At 74.6% G+C, this 16,281-nt stretch carries 11 protein-coding genes and 1 riboswitch; of the genes, 8 read left to right on the top strand and 3 right to left on the bottom strand.

From position 1 onward, the window contains the following. Positions 1–9 precede the first annotated feature (9 nt). Both hrpA and LIV55_RS02870 read left to right on the top strand, forming a co-directional pair. Positions 10–3,822, top strand: coding sequence for an ATP-dependent RNA helicase HrpA (hrpA, locus tag LIV55_RS02875; RefSeq protein WP_229299120.1), 3,813 nt, complete (start codon positions 10–12; stop codon positions 3,820–3,822). Positions 3,823–3,907: 85 nt separating this feature from the next. Then, positions 3,908–4,822 (top strand): PAC2 family protein, encoded by a 915-nt coding sequence (locus LIV55_RS02870; RefSeq protein WP_229299119.1) that lies wholly within the window; start codon positions 3,908–3,910, stop codon positions 4,820–4,822. Between the two features lie 36 nt (positions 4,823–4,858). On the opposite strand, the gene LIV55_RS02865 is transcribed toward LIV55_RS02870, so the two are convergent. Beyond that, positions 4,859–6,535, bottom strand: coding sequence for a DNA polymerase (locus LIV55_RS02865; protein ID WP_229299118.1), 1,677 nt, complete (start codon positions 6,533–6,535; stop codon positions 4,859–4,861). 102 nt (positions 6,536–6,637) lie between these two features. Between LIV55_RS02865 and LIV55_RS02860 the strand changes: the two genes are divergently transcribed. From LIV55_RS02860 to LIV55_RS02835, 6 genes are all read left to right on the top strand, one after another. Further along, positions 6,638–7,366: an EcsC family protein gene (locus LIV55_RS02860; protein WP_229299117.1), complete on the top strand. Its 729-nt coding sequence runs from the start codon at positions 6,638–6,640 to the stop codon at positions 7,364–7,366. A gap of 95 nt (positions 7,367–7,461) precedes the next feature. Then, positions 7,462–7,896, top strand: a complete 435-nt coding sequence (locus LIV55_RS02855; protein ID WP_123093804.1) for a YkvA family protein — start codon at positions 7,462–7,464, stop codon at positions 7,894–7,896. Between the two features lie 102 nt (positions 7,897–7,998). Further along, the gene (locus tag LIV55_RS02850; RefSeq protein WP_123093803.1) at positions 7,999–9,045 is read left to right on the top strand and encodes a DUF4192 domain-containing protein; all 1,047 of its coding nucleotides are present in this window, start codon (positions 7,999–8,001) and stop codon (positions 9,043–9,045) included. 50 nt (positions 9,046–9,095) lie between these two features. Beyond that, a riboswitch (SAM riboswitch) is annotated at positions 9,096–9,207 on the top strand. 18 nt (positions 9,208–9,225) lie between these two features. Next, on the top strand, positions 9,226–10,410 hold the full coding sequence (gene metX, locus LIV55_RS02845; protein ID WP_229299116.1) for a homoserine O-acetyltransferase MetX: 1,185 nt from the start codon (positions 9,226–9,228) through the stop codon (positions 10,408–10,410). Between the two features lie 132 nt (positions 10,411–10,542). Further along, the gene (locus LIV55_RS02840) at positions 10,543–10,944 is read left to right on the top strand and encodes a universal stress protein (RefSeq protein ID WP_123093801.1); all 402 of its coding nucleotides are present in this window, start codon (positions 10,543–10,545) and stop codon (positions 10,942–10,944) included. 270 nt (positions 10,945–11,214) lie between these two features. Next, positions 11,215–12,714 (top strand): RNA polymerase sigma factor, encoded by a 1,500-nt coding sequence (locus LIV55_RS02835; protein ID WP_372456499.1) that lies wholly within the window; start codon positions 11,215–11,217, stop codon positions 12,712–12,714. An 88-nt stretch (positions 12,715–12,802) separates the two neighbouring features. Here the strand turns inward: LIV55_RS02835 and LIV55_RS02830 are convergent, their stop codons facing one another. Both LIV55_RS02830 and LIV55_RS17095 read right to left on the bottom strand, forming a co-directional pair. Then, entirely contained in the window at positions 12,803–15,055 is a 2,253-nt protein-coding gene (locus LIV55_RS02830) for a transglutaminase TgpA family protein (protein WP_229299114.1), read from the bottom strand. Further along, on the bottom strand, positions 15,055–16,278 hold the full coding sequence (locus tag LIV55_RS17095; protein WP_123093798.1) for a DUF58 domain-containing protein: 1,224 nt from the start codon (positions 16,276–16,278) through the stop codon (positions 15,055–15,057). Before LIV55_RS17095 ends, LIV55_RS02830 begins: the two co-directional genes overlap by 1 nt. Positions 16,279–16,281: the final 3 nt, after the last annotated feature.

Here is a 16,281-nt window from a genome sequence, read left to right as displayed (position 1 = left end):
CTGGCGCGCATGCCCGGACCCCTCGCTGCGCCCATGACGGCGGCGCAGCTGCACTACCCGGAGCAGCTGCCCGTCGTCGCCGTCAAGGACGAGATCGCGGCCGCGATCCGTGAGCACCAGGTCGTCGTCATCGCCGGCGAGACCGGCTCGGGCAAGACCACCCAGCTGCCGAAGATCGCGCTCGAGGTCGGCCGGGGGATGGGCGGCCAGATCGGTCACACCCAGCCGCGACGGATCGCCGCCCGTAGCGTCGCCGAGCGCATCGCCGAGGAGCTGCACGTCGAGCTCGGCGGCCTCGTCGGCTACCAGGTCCGCTTCTCCGACCACAGCAGCGACGCGACGGCGGTCAAGGTGATGACCGACGGCATCCTGCTCAACGAGATGCAGCGCGACCGCGACCTGCGCCGCTACGACACGCTCATCATCGACGAGGCGCACGAGCGCAGCCTCAACATCGACTTCATCCTCGGCTACCTCAAGCAGCTGCTGCCGCGCCGCCCCGACCTCAAGGTCATCATCACGTCGGCGACGATCGACCCGGACCGCTTCGCCGCCCACTTCGCCGACGCCGACGGCACCCCCGCCCCGGTCATCGAGGTCTCCGGGCGCACCTATCCCGTCGAGGTCCGCTACCGACCGCTCGTCGGTGAGGGCGAGGACGGCGAGGACGTCGACCAGATCACCGGCATCTGCCGGGCGGTCGAGGAGCTGTGGACCGAGCCCGACCCCGGCGGGGCGCGGGACATCCTCGTCTTCCTCTCCGGCGAGCGCGAGATCCGCGACGCCGCGGACGCGCTCGAGGGCATGCACCTGCCGGGCACCGAGGTCCTGCCCCTCTACGCCCGGCTCTCCTCCGCCGAGCAGCACCGTGTCTTCGGGCGCCACTCCGGCCGGCGCATCGTGCTCGCCACGAACGTCGCCGAGACCTCGCTCACCGTGCCCGGCATCCGCTACGTCATCGACACCGGCATGGCGCGCATCTCCCGCTTCAGCCAGCGTACGAAGGTCCAGCGCCTGCCCGTCGAGCCGGTGAGCCAGGCGAGCGCGGCGCAGCGCGCCGGCCGCTGCGGCCGGCTCTCCGACGGCATCTGCGTTCGCCTGTACTCGCAGGAGGACCACGACGCGCGCCCGGAGTTCACCGACCCCGAGATCCTGCGCACCTCCCTCGCCGCGGTCATCCTCCAGATGACCGCCCTCGGCCTGGGGGACGTGAGCCGTTTCCCCTTCGTCGAGCCGCCGGACTCCCGCCAGGTGAGCGACGGACTGCGTCTGCTCGAGGAGCTCGAGGCCGTCCACCCGGCCGAGCGGGGGGCGAAGGGGTCGGCCCGCCGCCTCACCCCCACCGGCAAGACCCTCGCCCGGCTGCCCGTCGACCCGCGGCTGGGCCGGATGCTCATCGAGGCCGACCGCCGCGGCTGCCTCACCGAGGTCCTCGTCGTCGTCTCCGCGCTGTCGATCCAGGACCCGCGGGAGCGTCCGCTCGAGCGCCAGGCGCAGGCCGACCAGCAGCACGCGCGCTTCCGTCACGAGACCTCCGACTTCGCGACGTGGTGGCAGCTGTGGGTCTACCTCAAGCAGCAGCAGCGCGAGCTGTCCTCGAGCGCCTTCCGCCGGATGTGCAAGCGCGAGTACCTCCACTACGTGCGCATCCGTGAGTGGCAGGACGTCCACGCGCAGCTGCGCCGCGCCGCCACCGACCGTCGTCTCGACACGCGCTCGCGGACAGCGGCGAAGGGGGCCGACCCGGACTGGGACACCGTGCACCAGGCGCTGCTGGCCGGGCTGCTCAGCCACGTCGGCGTCCGTGACGAGGACAAGCGCGACTACCTCGGCGCGCGCGGCGCGCGCTTCTCCATCCAGCCCGGCTCGACGCTCCACCGCCGCCAGCCGCCGGTCGTCATGGCCGGCGAGCTCGTCGAGACCACGCGCCTGTGGGCACGGACCAACGCCCGGATCGACCCCGAGTGGGCCGAGCGGGCCGGGGCGCACCTCGTGCGCCGCAGCTACTCCGAGCCGCGATGGTCCAAGCGTCAGGCGAGCGCGATCGCCACCGAGCGGGTGACCCTCTACGGCGTGCCGCTCGTCGCCGGTCGCACCGTGCAGCTCTCGCGCGTCGACCCCGTGCTCGCCCGCGAGCTCTTCATCCGCGAGGGGATCGTCTCGGGGGAGTGGGAGACCCACCACCAGGTCTTCCGGGACAACGCGCGGGCGATCGCCCGCGTCGAGGAGCTCGAGGCGCGCAGCCGGCGACGGATCGCCACCGACGAGGAGGACCTCGTCGCCTTCTACGACGAGCGGATCCCCGCCGAGGTCGTCTCCGGGACCCACTTCGACCGGTGGTGGAAGTCCGCGCGCCGCGAGCAGCCCGACCTGCTCACCCTCACCCCCGAGCACCTCGTGCGCGACGACGCCGAGGCCGTCGACGACGCGCAGTACCCGACGACCTGGCGCGACGGCGAGCACGACCTGCGCCTCACCTACCAGTTCGAGCCCGGCACCGAGGCCGACGGCGTGACCGTCCACCTCCCGGTGCACCTGCTCAACCAGATCGAGGGCACCGGCCTGGACTGGCAGGTCCCCGGGCTGCGCGAGGAGCTCGCGACCGCCCTCATCCGCGGGCTGCCGAAGGCGACCCGCCGCAGCTTCGCCCCCGCGCCGGACCACGCCGCCCGCGCCCTGCGGGCCATCCCGCCCGAGGAGGTGGGGCAGACCCCCTTCGTCGTCGCCCTCGGGCGCGCCCTGCGCAGCCTCACGGGGGTCGCCGTGCCGCTGGAGCAGTGGGACCCCTCGGCGGTGCCGGCCCACCTGCGGATGACCTTCCGGGTCGAAGGGGAGCGCGGTCGCCGGCTCGCCGAGGGCACCGATCTCGACGCCCTGCGCACCGAGGTCGCCGGCCACGTCCAGGCGCGGGTGCGCCAGGCGGGTGCGTCGGTCGAGCGCTCGGGCATGACGACGTGGGAGCTCGAGGAGCTGCCGCGCACGGTGACGTCCGGTCGCGGCTCCCGCCAGGTCGTCGGCTACCCGGCGCTCGTCGACGAGGGCGACACCGTCGCCGTCCGGGTGCTGCCCGACGCCGCGCAGGCCGAGGCGGCCCGTCGACGCGGTGTGCGCCGGCTGCTCGTGCTCGGCACCCCGGCCCCGTGGAAGCGCGTGCTCGCCGGCCTCTCCAACGCCGACAAGCTCGCGCTCGGCGACAACCCGCACGGGTCGGTCCCCGCCCTGCTCGAGGACTGCCTCGGCGCCGCCGTCGACGACGTCGTCGCCGAGCACGTGCCCGGGGAGGTGAGGGACCGCGCCGCCTTCGACGACGCACTGCGTGCCGTGCGCACCCATCTCGGCTCGCGCACCCTCTTCGTCGTGCGCGAGGTCCAGCCGGTCCTGCAGCAGCGCCGCGAGGTCCTGGGCACCCTCGAGCGGATCACCGCGCCCGCCCTCGCCCCGGCCGTCGCCGACATGCGCGCGCAGGTCGAGAGCATCGCCGGGCCCGGCTTCGTCACCGCGGCGGGCCTGGGCCGGCTGCGCGACCTCGCCCGTTACCTGCGCGGCGTCTCCGTGCGCATCGACCGGCTCGGCGAGCGTCCCGACCGCGACCAGGCGCAGCAGGAGGTCGTCGACGGCGTCGAGGGTGCCTACGCCGACCTGCTCGACGTCCTCGACCCGCTCGAGCGCGACCGCGAGGACGTCCGGGCGATCGGCTGGCTCGTCGAGGAGCTGCGGGTCTCGCTCTTCGCCCAGTCCGTCGGCGTGCCCGTGCCGGTCTCGGCCAAGCGGGTGCGCTCGGCCATCGCCGCCGTGCGCGCCGAGCTGCGCCCCCACGGCTGACCGCGACGCGCCACCCGCGCGGGGGAATCCCGTGCGGCCCGGCGTCGTTGGGGATGATGTACGCACCGATCACCAGGAGGACGACGTGACCGACCCGACCGAGCTCTACCGCTTCGAGGTCGACATCGACCCGAGCCGGCTCACGCCCGGGCCGATGATCGTGGCCTTCGACGGCTTCATCGACGCCGGGGGCACCCAGCGCATCCTCGTCGACCACCTGCTCGCGGCGGGCGAGGCCCGCGTCGTCGCGTCCTTCGACGTCGACAGCCTGCTCGACTACCGCGGCCGCCGCCCCGTCATCGTCTTCGAGGCGACCCGCTACGGCTCCTACGACGACCCGGCCCTGCTGCTCTACCAGCTGACCGACCGCGAGGGGCAGGCGTACTACGTGCTCACCGGTCCCGAGCCGGACTACCGCTGGGAGGCGGTCGTCCTGGCGGTGACCGACCTCGTGCGTCGGCTCGGCATCACCCTCGTCGTGCAGGCGCACGGCATCCCCATGGCCGTGCCGCACACCCGTCCGATCGGCATGACGGCGCACGCCACCGACGAGCGCCTCATCGGCGAGCGCAAGCCCGTCTTCGGCACCGTGCAGGTGCCGGGGAGCCTCGGCTCGCTGCTCGAGCTGCGTCTCGGCGAGGCCGGTCTCGACGCCATGGGCTTCGCGATCCACGTGCCGCACTACCTCGCGGGCTCGGCCTTCCACGACGGCGCGCTCACCGCGCTCAACGCGGTCGTCGACGCGACCGGGCTCAACCTGCCCAACGACGCCCTCGTCCAGGCGGCCGGCGAGAACCGCCTCGAGATCGAGCGCGAGATCGGTGAGAACGCCGAGGTCGCCGAGGCCGTCCACGGGCTCGAGCGCCAGTACGACGTGCACCTGCGCGGCATCGAGCGCCCCAGCCTCCTGGCCGGTGAGGACGACAAGCTGCCCTCGGCCGACGAGCTCGGTGCGGAGTTCGAGGACTTCCTGCGCACCGTCGACGACGGCGACAGCTGAGCGCTCGTCGCGACGCCGTCCACGCTGGTCCGGGGCCTACTTGGCCTCGGACCAGCGGCGTACGACGGAGGTGTCGGAGACGAAGCGCACGCGGTCATGACCGCACCACCGGCGGGCGCTGAGCCGCAACGACTCGTCGACGAGCCGGGCGACCTCCTCGCCGTGCTCGTGCGGCACGTGCACGAGCAGCTCGTCGTGCAGGCACAGGACGACCTGACCGCCGAGCGGCCGCACGGCCTCGCGCACCGTCACCGCCCACGCCTTGAAGAGCTCGGCGGCCGAGCCCTGGATGACGGCGTTGCGGGCGAAACGTCCCCGTGAGCGGATGAGCGGCCCCGGGTCCTCGCCGGGGCCGACGGCACCGAAGGCGGTGCGCACGAGCCGCCCGCCGAAGGTGCGCACGGGTCGTCCCCCTTCGCCCTCGCGCTGCGCGCGGTCGAGATGGCCCATGGCGACCGGGTAGGCGCGCTCGAGACCGCGCAGCGCCTCGCCGGCGGCCCCGCTGCGCTGGCCGTACATCGCGGCGAGCACGGCGATCTTCGCGACCGGGCGCTCCACCCCGAGGCGCTGGGCCACCGGCTCGTAGAGGTCGGCGGCCGTGCTCGCGGCGGCGAAGGCCTCGTCGCCGGAGACGACGGCGAGGACGCGAGGCTCGACCTGGCCGAGGTCGGCCCGCACGAGGACGTGCCCCGCAGCGGCCGCGACGCCGGGCCGCAGCTCCGCGGGCAGGTTGTGGAGCCCGGCCTGAGCCGTCATCCGCCCGGCCGCCCCGTCGCACGCCGTCCACGCCCCGCGCAGCCGGTCGTCCGCGCCGACGTGCTCGGCCAGCCAGCGCCACCCGTACGTCGTCGCGATCCGCTCGCGCCGACGCCACTCGAGCAGGGCGGGCACGACGGGGTGGCGATGCACGTGCTCGGCGAGCACGGACTTGCGGGTGCTCGGGACGTCGACGCCGGCCGTCGCCAGCAGGCTGCGGACGGCGGCGGGGTTGCGCAGGTCGACCCGGCCGATGCCCGGCACGCTGGCGAGGACCGGCGCGTCGCGCTCGGCACGGGCGCGAGCCTCGTCGGCCTCGCTGAGCGGGCGTGGCCCGGCGGCCTGCTGGACGAGCTCCTCGAGGGCCGCCCGGTCGACGGGCAGCCCGTCGCGCTCGAGCTCGACCGCGAGGACGGCAGCCGCCGACTCGGCGTGAGCGGTGACGACCGCTCGCGGGCCGAGCCGCTCGAGACGCTCCTGCTGCCAGCGGGCCACCTCCAGGGCCGCGCGCCCCCAGGCCAGACCGCGGGCCAGGGAGTCGCCCGCCCACACCGCTCCGGCGTCGGCGCGCAGGTAGCCGTCGGGTCGCACGAGGTCGTCCGGGTCCCCGTCCTCTGACAGAGCGGCGAAGAGGTCGTCGCCGACCGGCGCCGGCAGGGCGCCGGGGTCGAGGCCCCGGGCGTGCGCCCACGCCGTCGCGGGATCGGCACGCCACCCGCCGTGCAGGATCCGGTGGGCCTCGGCGACGTCCCACGTGCGGGGGAGCGCGGCCCCGGCCGCCAGGAGAGGGGCGAGATCGCGAGCCGACCAGGTGACCCACCGGGTGGGCCTCAGCGCCGCGAGCCCGTCGGCGACGTCCGGGCCCAGCACGACGTGGTCGTCCGCGCCGACGGCGAGCGCCACGCCAGGCGCGAGGACCAGGGCGCGCTCGGTGCCGGGGAGGGGTCTCGTGCTCACCGGGTCACGGTAGGCGGCTGCGGGGCCTCGGCGTGCGCACGATGGGGCAGGATGACCACGCGGCGGGCGACAGGGCCCGGCGCAGACAGACCAGGAGGACCCGTGGGACGCATCTCCGACGCGCTCGGCTTCGGCAAGGACGAGAAGGAGCAGGTGCAGCAGACGCGCACCGCTCTCGAGCAGGCGCAGGACCCGACGGACCAGGGCGCGCTCACCACGTCCGTCTCCCGGGTCGTCGAGAGCCTCCTCGACACCGGCATCGACGGGCGCGGCCCCTTCGACTCGGCCGCCCAGGTCGCCGACGCCGCGCTCGCCAAGCACGGCGGCAACGCCGAGAAGGCCGTCGACGAGGTCATGCGCGACCACCTCAAGCTCGTCGCGGCGAGCGGCTTCGTCACCAACCTCGGCGGCTTCATCACGCTGCCCGTGGCGCTCCCGGCGAACGTCCTGGGCTTCTACCTCCTCGCGACCCGGATGACCGCCGCGACCGCCCGCCTGCGCGGCCACGACATCAGCGACCAGCGCATCCGCAGCGCGGTCCTCCTCGCGCTCGTCGGGGCTGACGCCAACGACCTGCTCGCGAAGGCCGGGATGGCCGCCCCGTCCGGGCGCCTGGCGAACCTCGCCGCGCAGCGCCTCCCGGGGCCGGCCCTCATGGTGGTCAACAAGGCCGTCGGCTTCCGGATCCTGTCGACGGCGGGGCGCAAGTCCTTCTCCCGCTTCGGCAAGTCGGTGCCGGTCGTCGGCGGCGCCGTGGGCGCGGGCATGGACACCTGGCTGCTCAAGCAGCTCGCCGACCACGTGCGCACGGAGTTCCCGCCCGCCTCGTGACCATCGGGCGACCCGGGGGAATCCTCCGGGTCGCCCGCTCGTTCTACTCCTCGCGGCCGGCCCCAGACCGGCCCGACCTCGAGAAGGGGAGCCCGATGGCCCGACGACACCGCATGCACGCCGCCGCGAACCTCGCCGGCGCCGTGCGCAGCGCCACCCGTCCCGGCACGCCCAGCCTGATCCAGCGGGTGCTCGCGCTGCCGCGCCTCGTCCGCGCCGTGCGCAGCGGGCGCTACCAGGGGATGAGCAGCGGGCAGCTCACCCTCATGCTCCTCGGTCTCGGCTACGTCGTCTCCCCGATCGACGTCGTGCCGGAGGGCCTGCTCCTCGTCGTCGGCCTCGTCGACGACGCGGTCATCCTGTCCTGGCTCGCCGTCTCGCTCGTGCGCGAGACCGAGGACTTCATCGCCTGGGAGCGGGCAGGCTCGCCCGCCCCCGGTGCGTACGCCCACGCGTCGGGCCCGACGGCGGGCCCTGCATCCGCCTACGCGACGTCGACGACCGTGCCCTCCGAGGTCGTCCGCGACTGACGGCCCCGGGCGTCGTCCACAGGCGCGCCCGCCGCGCAGCCGTCGTCCACAGGGCGCCCCGACGGCCTGACGGCAGCCCGTGCCACCGGGCAGCGTGCGGTCATGGAGACCGTCCGAGCCCGCACCCCTGTCGACATCGCCGTCATGGCGCCCTATCTCCTCGGCTTCCACCCCGAGGACTCTCTCGTCCTGCTCGCCCTCGACGGGCGACGCGTCGGGCTGATCCAGCGCTGCGACATCGTCCCCGACGAGCACGCCGAGCGCGCCGTGCGCCAGATGGTCGGGCAGGTCGTGCAGACCCGCGCCCGGGCCGTCGTCGCCATCGCCTACGAGACCCGTCCCGGTGCGTCCGCCCGGATGCGCGCAGTCCTCGCGGGTCTCGTCGACCGAGGCGTCATCGGGTGCAGCCCGGTCGTCGTCGTGCGCGACGGGCGGTGGCACTCGCCGGACCGCGACGTCGAGGGGTGGGAGGAGGACGGCGTCGTGCTCCCCGAGGCGAGCAGGGTGCCCGGTGTCGCCGGGCTGGTCGCCCACGGACGAGCGCCCCTGCGGACGCGGTCGGACCTCGCGGAGCAGGTCGCACCTGGCACCCACCCGGGCAGCGCGCTCGTCGAGACGCTCCTCGCGCACCGGCCGACGGGGCCCCGGGGCCGGGCTGCGGCGACGGCCGCCTGGACGGCCGTCCTGCGCGCCCGGGAGCCGGTCGACGACCTCGACGACGACGTCGTCGCCGACCTCGTCGTGTCGTTGCGCGACCGGGCCTGGCGCGACGCCCTCCTCGCCGTCCTCACCCCCGGGCCGGACGCGGTGCCCGGCATCGACCCCGAGGACCTGCGCACCGCCGCCGCGGCGGCGCGCTGCTGCTCGTGGACCCATGAGGCGACGGGCAGCCGCGGGGGAGAGGTCGACGACCCGGCGGCGCTCGACGTCGAGGCCCTGCTCGACCGGCTGTGCGGCGTCGTGCACCGGGTGCCCGAGCCGCGCAGCGCGCCGCTGCTCACCGTCGTCGGGCAGGTGGCCTGGTGGTCCGGCAGCGGTGCCCTGGCCGGCGTCGCGCTCGAGGCGGCCCTGCGGGCCGACCCCCGCTACCGGCTCGCCGTGCTGCTCGACCAGCTCGTCACCCACGGCATCCGGCTGCCCGCCGCCTGAGGGTGAGACGCCCGTGGCCGGGCCCACGGCGCCTCGTTACACTTCGGGCAGGTCATGAGACCCAGCGTCAAGCGCCGGCTTGCTGGGCGGCAACCCTCCTCGCGATGGGGTGCCCCGGGTGATGACCTGGCCGCACCGACCCGGTGCGTGCAAGAGCGAGGCTGCAGGAGCGCATCCGTCATGAGCGTGACGTCATTCGTCCGACCCGGTGCAGATCGACCGGGCACCCCCACCCCCACCTCGGCGCCCGCCCGCGCGGCGGACCCGGCGCGCCCGAGCGCCGCCTGGCGCGAGGGCGACGACCCCGGCGGCCGGCTCTTCGCCGACGTCGGCCCCCTCGACCTCGAGCGCGGCACGAGGCTGCCGGCGGTCCGCGTCGCCTACGAGACGTGGGGCGAGCTCGCCCCGGACGGCTCCAACGCCGTCCTCGTCGAGCACGCCCTCACCGGCGACAGCCACGTCGTCGGGCCGAGCGGCCCCGGTCACCCGACGCCCGGGTGGTGGGAGGGCATGGTCGGTCCCGGCGCGCCGGTCGACACCGACCGCTACTTCGTCGTCGCGCCCAACGTGCTCGGCGGGTGCCAGGGCAGCACCGGCCCGAGCTCGCCGGCCCCGGACGGCGCCTCGTGGGGCTCGCGCTTCCCAGCGGTGACGATCCGCGACCAGGTCGCCGCGGAGGTCCTGCTCGCCGACGCCCTCGGCATCACCCGGTGGGCCGCGGTCGTCGGCGGCTCGATGGGCGGCATGCGCACCCTGGAGTGGGCGCTCTCGGAGCCCGACCGGGTCGAGCGCGCCGTCGTGCTCGCGAGCACCCCGTACGCGACGGCGGAGCAGATCGGGTGGTCGCAGGCCCAGGTCATGGCGATCCGCAACGACCCCCACTTCGCCGGGGGCGACTACTACGGGCAGCCCGAGGGCCCCGACGCCGGTCTGAGCATCGCGCGCCAGGTCGCCCACGTCACCTACCGCAGCGAGATCGAGCTGCACGACCGCTTCGGGCGGCGCGGGCAGGCCGAGGGGGCCGACGCCCCCTTCGCCGTCGAGAGCTATCTCGAGCACCACGGCACCAAGCTCGCCGGTCGCTTCGACGCCAACTCCTACGTCGTGCTCACCGAGGCGATGAACTCCCACGACGTCGGGCGTGACCGGGGCGGTCTCGAGTCGGCGCTGCGGGCCTACCCCGGGCGGCTCACGGTGGCGGCCGTCGACAGCGACCGGCTCTACCCCCCACGGCTCACCGACGAGGTCGCCGCGCTGCGCCCGGGCACGGTCCAGCGGCTCGTCACGAGCCGGTCGGGGCACGACGGCTTCCTCACCGAGATCGAGCAGGTCGCGACGATCGTGCGCGAGGCCCTCGACGGCTGACGCCGAGCCGCCGACGACGGCCTCGACCGGCACCGCTGACGCGTCCGGCGCGCCCCGTCCTCTTGCCCGTGCGGCACCGCGCTCGCGGTGTAGCGTCTGCGGCAACTACCAGCCATGGACAAGGAGTCGCAGATGACGATCGTCGTTGGTTACGTCTCGACCAAAGAGGGACGCGCCGCCCTCGACCGTGCGGTCGAGGAGGCGAAGCTGCGCGGGCGACGCCTCGTCGTCGTGCACTCCGACCGCGGCGGCTCGGGCTTCACCGGTGACAACGCCGCCTCCCAGGAGGCCACCCTCCAGGGGGTGCGCGACGACCTCGCCGGCAGCGGCGTCGACGTCGACGTGCGTGGTCTCGTGCGCGGCAAGGAGCCGGCCGAGGACCTCATCGCCGTCGCGGAGGAGACCGATGCCGAGCTCATCGTCATCGGGCTGCGCCGCCGCACCCCCGTCGGCAAGCTCATCCTCGGCTCCAACGCCCAGCGGGTGCTCCTCGACGCCCCGTGCCCCGTCCTCGCGGTGAAGGCCGACGCCTGACCCGAGAGGCTCTGCACCCCCGCCGAAGGGCCCACGCGCACGGTCGCGTGGGCCCTTCGCGTGCTCTCGACTTATAATGGTGATCAAGCCCGCGGCCGAGCGCCCAGGCGCCACCTGCTCCGGAGGCAGTCACCCTGCTCCGGATGCATCCTCGGTGGCGCGGGCTCAGCCCGCTCACACGCCACGGAAGGTGCCGGTAGACCCTTGTCGCCCCGCTCGACCACGTCAGACTCCCTGCCCCGCGACTTCGCCCACCCTGCCGTGCAGACCTTGCTCAGCAAGGGCAGCTCCACCGGCCACGTCACGGCAGAGGACGTCGCCGCCGCGGTGAGCGAGGCCGGGATTACCGCCCCTCGGATGCGCGTTGTGCTTCAGACGCTGAAGGAACAGGGAATCGAGGTCCACGTGCCACCGACCACCACCAAGAAGACCGCCACCAAGAAGGCAGCGTCCCCCGCCAAGAAGGCGGCGACGAAGTCGACGACGAAGAAGGCTACGGCCGACGGCGCCGTGACGACGAAGGTGGCGGCGAAGAAGGCCGGCACGACCAAGGCCGCCGCCGCGGGCGCCGCTGCTCCGGCGAAGAAGACTGCCGCGAAGAAGAGCACCGCGAAGAAGACGACGGCCAAGAAGGCTGCCGCCACCGCCGGTGCCACCGGTCCCGGTGAGGACGTCGAGCCCGATCCCGCCGACATCGCCGACGCCGCCGAGGAGGCCGGCGAGGACGGCGAGGAGACCACCGAGGCCGCGGTCGGCACCCCGGCCCCCGCGACGACCGCTCCCACGAGCGAGGCCGCCGGCTTCGTGCTGTCGAACCAGGACGAGGACGACGCCCCGGCCCAGCAGGTCGTCACCGCCGGCGCCACGGCCGACCCGGTCAAGGACTACCTCAAGCAGATCGGCAAGGTCGCCCTCCTCAACGCCGAGCAGGAGGTCGAGCTCGCCAAGCGGATCGAGGCCGGCCTCTTCGCCGAGGAGAAGCTCGCCTCGGGCGAGAAGATCGACACGAAGTTCAAGAACGAGCTGTGGTGGATCTCGCAGGACGGCAAGAACGCCAAGAACCACCTCCTCGAGGCCAACCTGCGTCTCGTCGTCTCGCTCGCCAAGCGCTACACCGGTCGCGGCATGCTCTTCCTCGACCTCATCCAGGAGGGCAACCTGGGCCTCATCCGTGCGGTCGAGAAGTTCGACTACACGAAGGGCTACAAGTTCTCCACGTACGCGACGTGGTGGATCCGCCAGGCGATCACCCGCGCGATGGCCGACCAGGCCCGCACCATCCGCATCCCGGTGCACATGGTCGAGGTCATCAACAAGCTCGCGCGCGTCCAGCGCCAGATGCTCCAGGACCTGGGCCGCGAGCCCACCCCGGAGGAGCTGGCCAAGGAGCTCGACATGACCCCCGAGAAGGTCGTCGAGGTGCAGAAGTACGGCCGCGAGCCGATCTCGCTGCACACCCCGCTCGGCGAGGACGGCGACTCCGAGTTCGGTGACCTCATCGAGGACTCCGAGGCGGTCGTGCCCTCCGACGCGGTCTCCTTCACCCTCCTGCAGGAGCAGCTGCACAGCGTCCTCGACACGCTCTCCGAGCGCGAGGCGGGCGTCGTGTCGATGCGCTTCGGCCTCACCGACGGCCAGCCCAAGACGCTCGACGAGATCGGCAAGGTCTACGGCGTGACCCGCGAGCGGATCCGCCAGATCGAGTCCAAGACGATGAGCAAGCTGCGTCACCCGTCGCGCTCGCAGGTCCTGCGCGACTACCTCGACTGAGCAACCCGCCCGACGCGAAGGGGGACCCACCGGACATCCGGTGGGTCCCCCTTCGTGCGTCCGGCGGCCGACCGACGCCGGCGGTGGCTCAGCGCCGGCGCGTCACGACGTCGACGACCCGGCCCGGCAGGGAGCCCCACCACCGGATCGCCGACGGCGGGGCGAGCGCGGCCCGGACCCGTCGCCCGGTGTCGCGCGAGCGTCGCACCCGCGCGAGGAGGTCGTCGACGTCACGCCCGACCTGCTCGACCTCGTCGGGCTCGGGGCGTCCGGGAGGGGCGTAGCGGGCCCCCTCGAGGGTGGTGACGACGCGATGCATCTGCTCGGTGCCGCGGCCGCCGACCCCGCTGCGCTGCACGAGGTGGTCGCCGGAGACCCGCGGCGTGGCACCGGGCGGCGCGTCGATGCCGAGATCGCCCAGACCCTCGACGAGCCGCTCCCACTCGCGCTCGACCTGCTCCTGGGGCGACCCGCGCCGCCGGCGGGCGCGCTCGCGCAGCAGCAGGGCGGTGAGGGGGAGCACGGCGAGCAGGGCGACGACGAGCAGGGTGAGGAGCAGCGGGCGCTGCCACTGGACCTCGGCGCCCGTGTCGGCCTCCTCGACGGGCGCCGCGTCCTGCGAGGTGCTCGTCGCCGAGCTCGTCGTGCTCGAGCTCGTCGTCGAGGTGGACGACGTCGTGTCCTGCTGCGGCAGCGAGTAGCCCGGCAGGCTCGCGGCACGGCCGCCGGGGGTGGGCTCGAAGCGCAGCCAGCCGACGCCGTCGATCCACAGCTCGGGCCACGCGTGGGCGTCCGACGCCCGCACGACGCGCTCCTGGGTGCTGCCGGTGCCGGGCAGGAAGCCGACGACGAAGCGCGCGGGGATGCCCTCGGCGCGGGCGAGGTGGACCATCGTCGCGGCGAACTGCTGGCAGTAGCCGCGCTTCGTGCGCAGGAACTGGCTGATGGGGTGCTCGCCCGGGAGGCGCTCGTCGAGCTCGAGGCTGTACGTGAAGTCGTTGCCGCGCAGGTAGGACTGGATCGCCTGAGCGCTCTCGAGCTGGCTGTCGCCGGGCTCGACGACCTCGTCGAGCACCTGGGCGAGCTCGCCGGCGATCTCGGGCTCGACCGCGAGGTACTCCTCGCGGTCCGGCAGGCCCGCCCCGGTGTCGCCGGCCGCCGCGAGGACCGCCTCGGTCTCGTCGAGCGGCTCGTCGTAGCTGATCGTGTAGCTCTGCGCGTCGTCGGCGACCCGCACGACGCCGTCGGAGTCCATGCTCCACGGCGCCCCGACCTGGACGTCACGGGCGACGAAGGGGGCCGGCAGCTGCGGTGCGCGGACCTTCGACTCCACGACGGTCGTCGTGCGGCGCTCCTGGTCGAAACGGGTGACCCCCACGGCGTCGTCGTCGCCGAGCGGGACGGTGCCGGAGATCTCCGAGCCGATCCGGGCCCGTCCGTCGACGAAGCGGGTCGCCACGCCGACCCGCAGCGGCGGGGGGCTGGGGTCGTCGGTCTGGTAGCGCAGGACGGGGGAGGGGTCGGGGTCCTGCAGCGAGCGCCGCAGGTCGATCTCGCTGGACAGGCTCACCCGGGAGCGACCGCCCTCCGACTGGCCCGTGCCGTCGCGCAGCCCGTCGCCGATGTAGGTGCTCGGCAGGTGGGGCACGACCGTCGGCACGGCGATCGCGAGCGCGATGCCGGCGGCGGCGAGGCCGACCCCCTGGGTCGTGAAGTCCCGGCGGGCCCGCTCCTCGCCGTCCTCGCCCGGGTGCCCCGGGACATGGCTGACCCACCGGCGCAGCTGGTCTCCGTCCTGGTGGGCGAGGACGAGCAGCCACAGCGCGGCGGGGGCGGCGAAGGCGTGCCACGGCAGGCTGGTCTGGGCGTTCGCGGCGCTGATCGCGTAGAGCGCGAGCACCGGCAGGCCCGCGATGGTCGGCGACTCGGCGGTCGCCGCGGCGAGGTCGGCCGTGAGGGCGACGAGCCCGACGATCGCCGTGAGCGAGAAGGTGACGCCGGCGTCGACCGGGGCCGGAGCGGCGTAGGAGGTGATCGTGTCCTGCGACTGCAGGACGAGCTCGACGGCCCGCTCGACGGTGCGCGTCGTCGGCAGCGCGAACCACAGGGTGTCGCGGGCGAAGAGCCAGGCGAGGGCCAGAGCCAGGCCGAGGGCCTGGACGGGCAGCAGGACGGTGACAGCCCGGGTGCGCGTGCGCAGGGCGACGCCGAGCCCGACGACGACGAGGACGACGAGCGCCGCGGGGCGCATGAAGGAGGAGTCGACGAAGAGGTAGCGCAACGAGGCCGCGGCCGCGAGGACGGCGAGGGCCGTGATGACGGAGGTGATCGCCTGGCGCATCAGGCGGCCCCCGCCCGGGCGGCGACGAGGTGGTCCCACACCTCGGCGATGCGCGACCCCGGCTGCACGTCGACCGCTCGCCAGCCGCCGGCCGTGAGCGCGGCCGCCGTCGTGCTCGGCCGCTCGCCGGCCTGCTCGAAGGAGTCGGGGTCGACGACGAAGGCGATGCCGTGGCCGGTGCGGGTGAGGCGCTGGGCCTGCTCGTGCTCGAGCGGCCCGACGACGGCGACGACCGTGCCCCCGCCGGTCGCCGCGACCTCGGTCGCGGCGTCGACGAGCCCGTCCGGCCCGGGTCGGGAGCAGGTGGCGACGACGGCGAGGGCCTCGAGCGCGTCGTCGACGCCGCCGAGCGGGGCCAGCGGCTCGCTCGTCTCGTCGGCGGTCGCGAGGTAGGTCTCGAGGCCGTGGGCCACGAGGTGGGTGGCGACGGAGGCCGTCGCGCTCACCGACCACTCGAGGGAGCCGCCGCCGCCGGTGCCGGCGTGCGAGCTCGCCCGGTTGTCGAGGAGGACGAGGGCCCGGCGCCGGCCGGGCTGCTCGTCCTGGCGCACCATCATCTGGCCGGTGCGCGCGGTCGACGGCCAGTGGATGCGGCGCAGCTCGTCACCGCTGCGGTACTCGCGCACGCCGACGTCGCTCTCGCCGTGCAGCGCGAGCTGGTGCGAGGAGGACTCGTCGCCCCCGGACCCGGCGCGCATGACGGGCGTGCCGCGCAGGGGCACGGTGCGCGGCAGGACGAGCACGCTGTCGGTGCCGGGGACGACGACCTCGCGATGGGCCATGCCGAAGGCGTCGGTGACCCGCACGCTCAGCGGGCCGACGGGGTGCCGCCCGCGCACGTGGGAGCGCACGCGGTACTGCACCTCGCGCTCCTCGCCGGGGGCCAGGCGGGCGACGAGCATGCGGGGCCGGTCGCCCAGGGCGTACGTCACCTGGTCCTCGGCGACGAGCAGGGGAGAGGTCGTGCGGCCGGTGTTGCGCAGCACGAGGTGGACCGAGGCGGGGGTGCCCGTCGTGACCTTCGGCGGGTCGACGGTGCGCGAGGTGACGAGCCCGAAGGGGCGGGAGACGAGCAGCCGGGCGAGGAGGGGCAGGACGAGCAGGAGCGCCCCGGCCCGGGTGAGGTCAGGCACCCCGAGCAGCACCCCGGCGGCGGCCAGCGAGATGCCCAGGCCGAGGACGACCGCGCCGCGCGAGGTCAGCCTGTTCAGCCGCGATCCCACGAC

Source organism: Janibacter melonis (genome assembly GCF_020567375.1).
In the GTDB taxonomy this organism is placed as follows: Bacteria; Actinomycetota; Actinomycetes; order Actinomycetales; family Dermatophilaceae; genus Marihabitans; species Marihabitans melonis.
This window is presented reverse-complemented; position numbering and strand designations above follow the sequence as displayed.

What these genes read in the sequence shown, in the direction of transcription:
- hrpA (WP_229299120.1), top strand. Translation starts at nt 10, where the DNA reads ATGCCCGGACCCCTCGCTGCGCCCATGACGGCGGCGCAGCTGCACTAC.
- LIV55_RS02855 (WP_123093804.1), top strand. Translation starts at nt 7,462, where the DNA reads ATGGCCCGACGACACCGCATGCACGCCGCCGCGAACCTCGCCGGCGCC.
- LIV55_RS02850 (WP_123093803.1), top strand. Translation starts at nt 7,999, where the DNA reads ATGGAGACCGTCCGAGCCCGCACCCCTGTCGACATCGCCGTCATGGCG.
- metX (WP_229299116.1), top strand. Translation starts at nt 9,226, where the DNA reads ATGAGCGTGACGTCATTCGTCCGACCCGGTGCAGATCGACCGGGCACC.
- LIV55_RS02840 (WP_123093801.1), top strand. Translation starts at nt 10,543, where the DNA reads ATGACGATCGTCGTTGGTTACGTCTCGACCAAAGAGGGACGCGCCGCC.
- LIV55_RS02830 (WP_229299114.1), bottom strand. Translation starts at nt 15,055, where the DNA reads ATGCGCCAGGCGATCACCTCCGTCATCACGGCCCTCGCCGTCCTCGCG.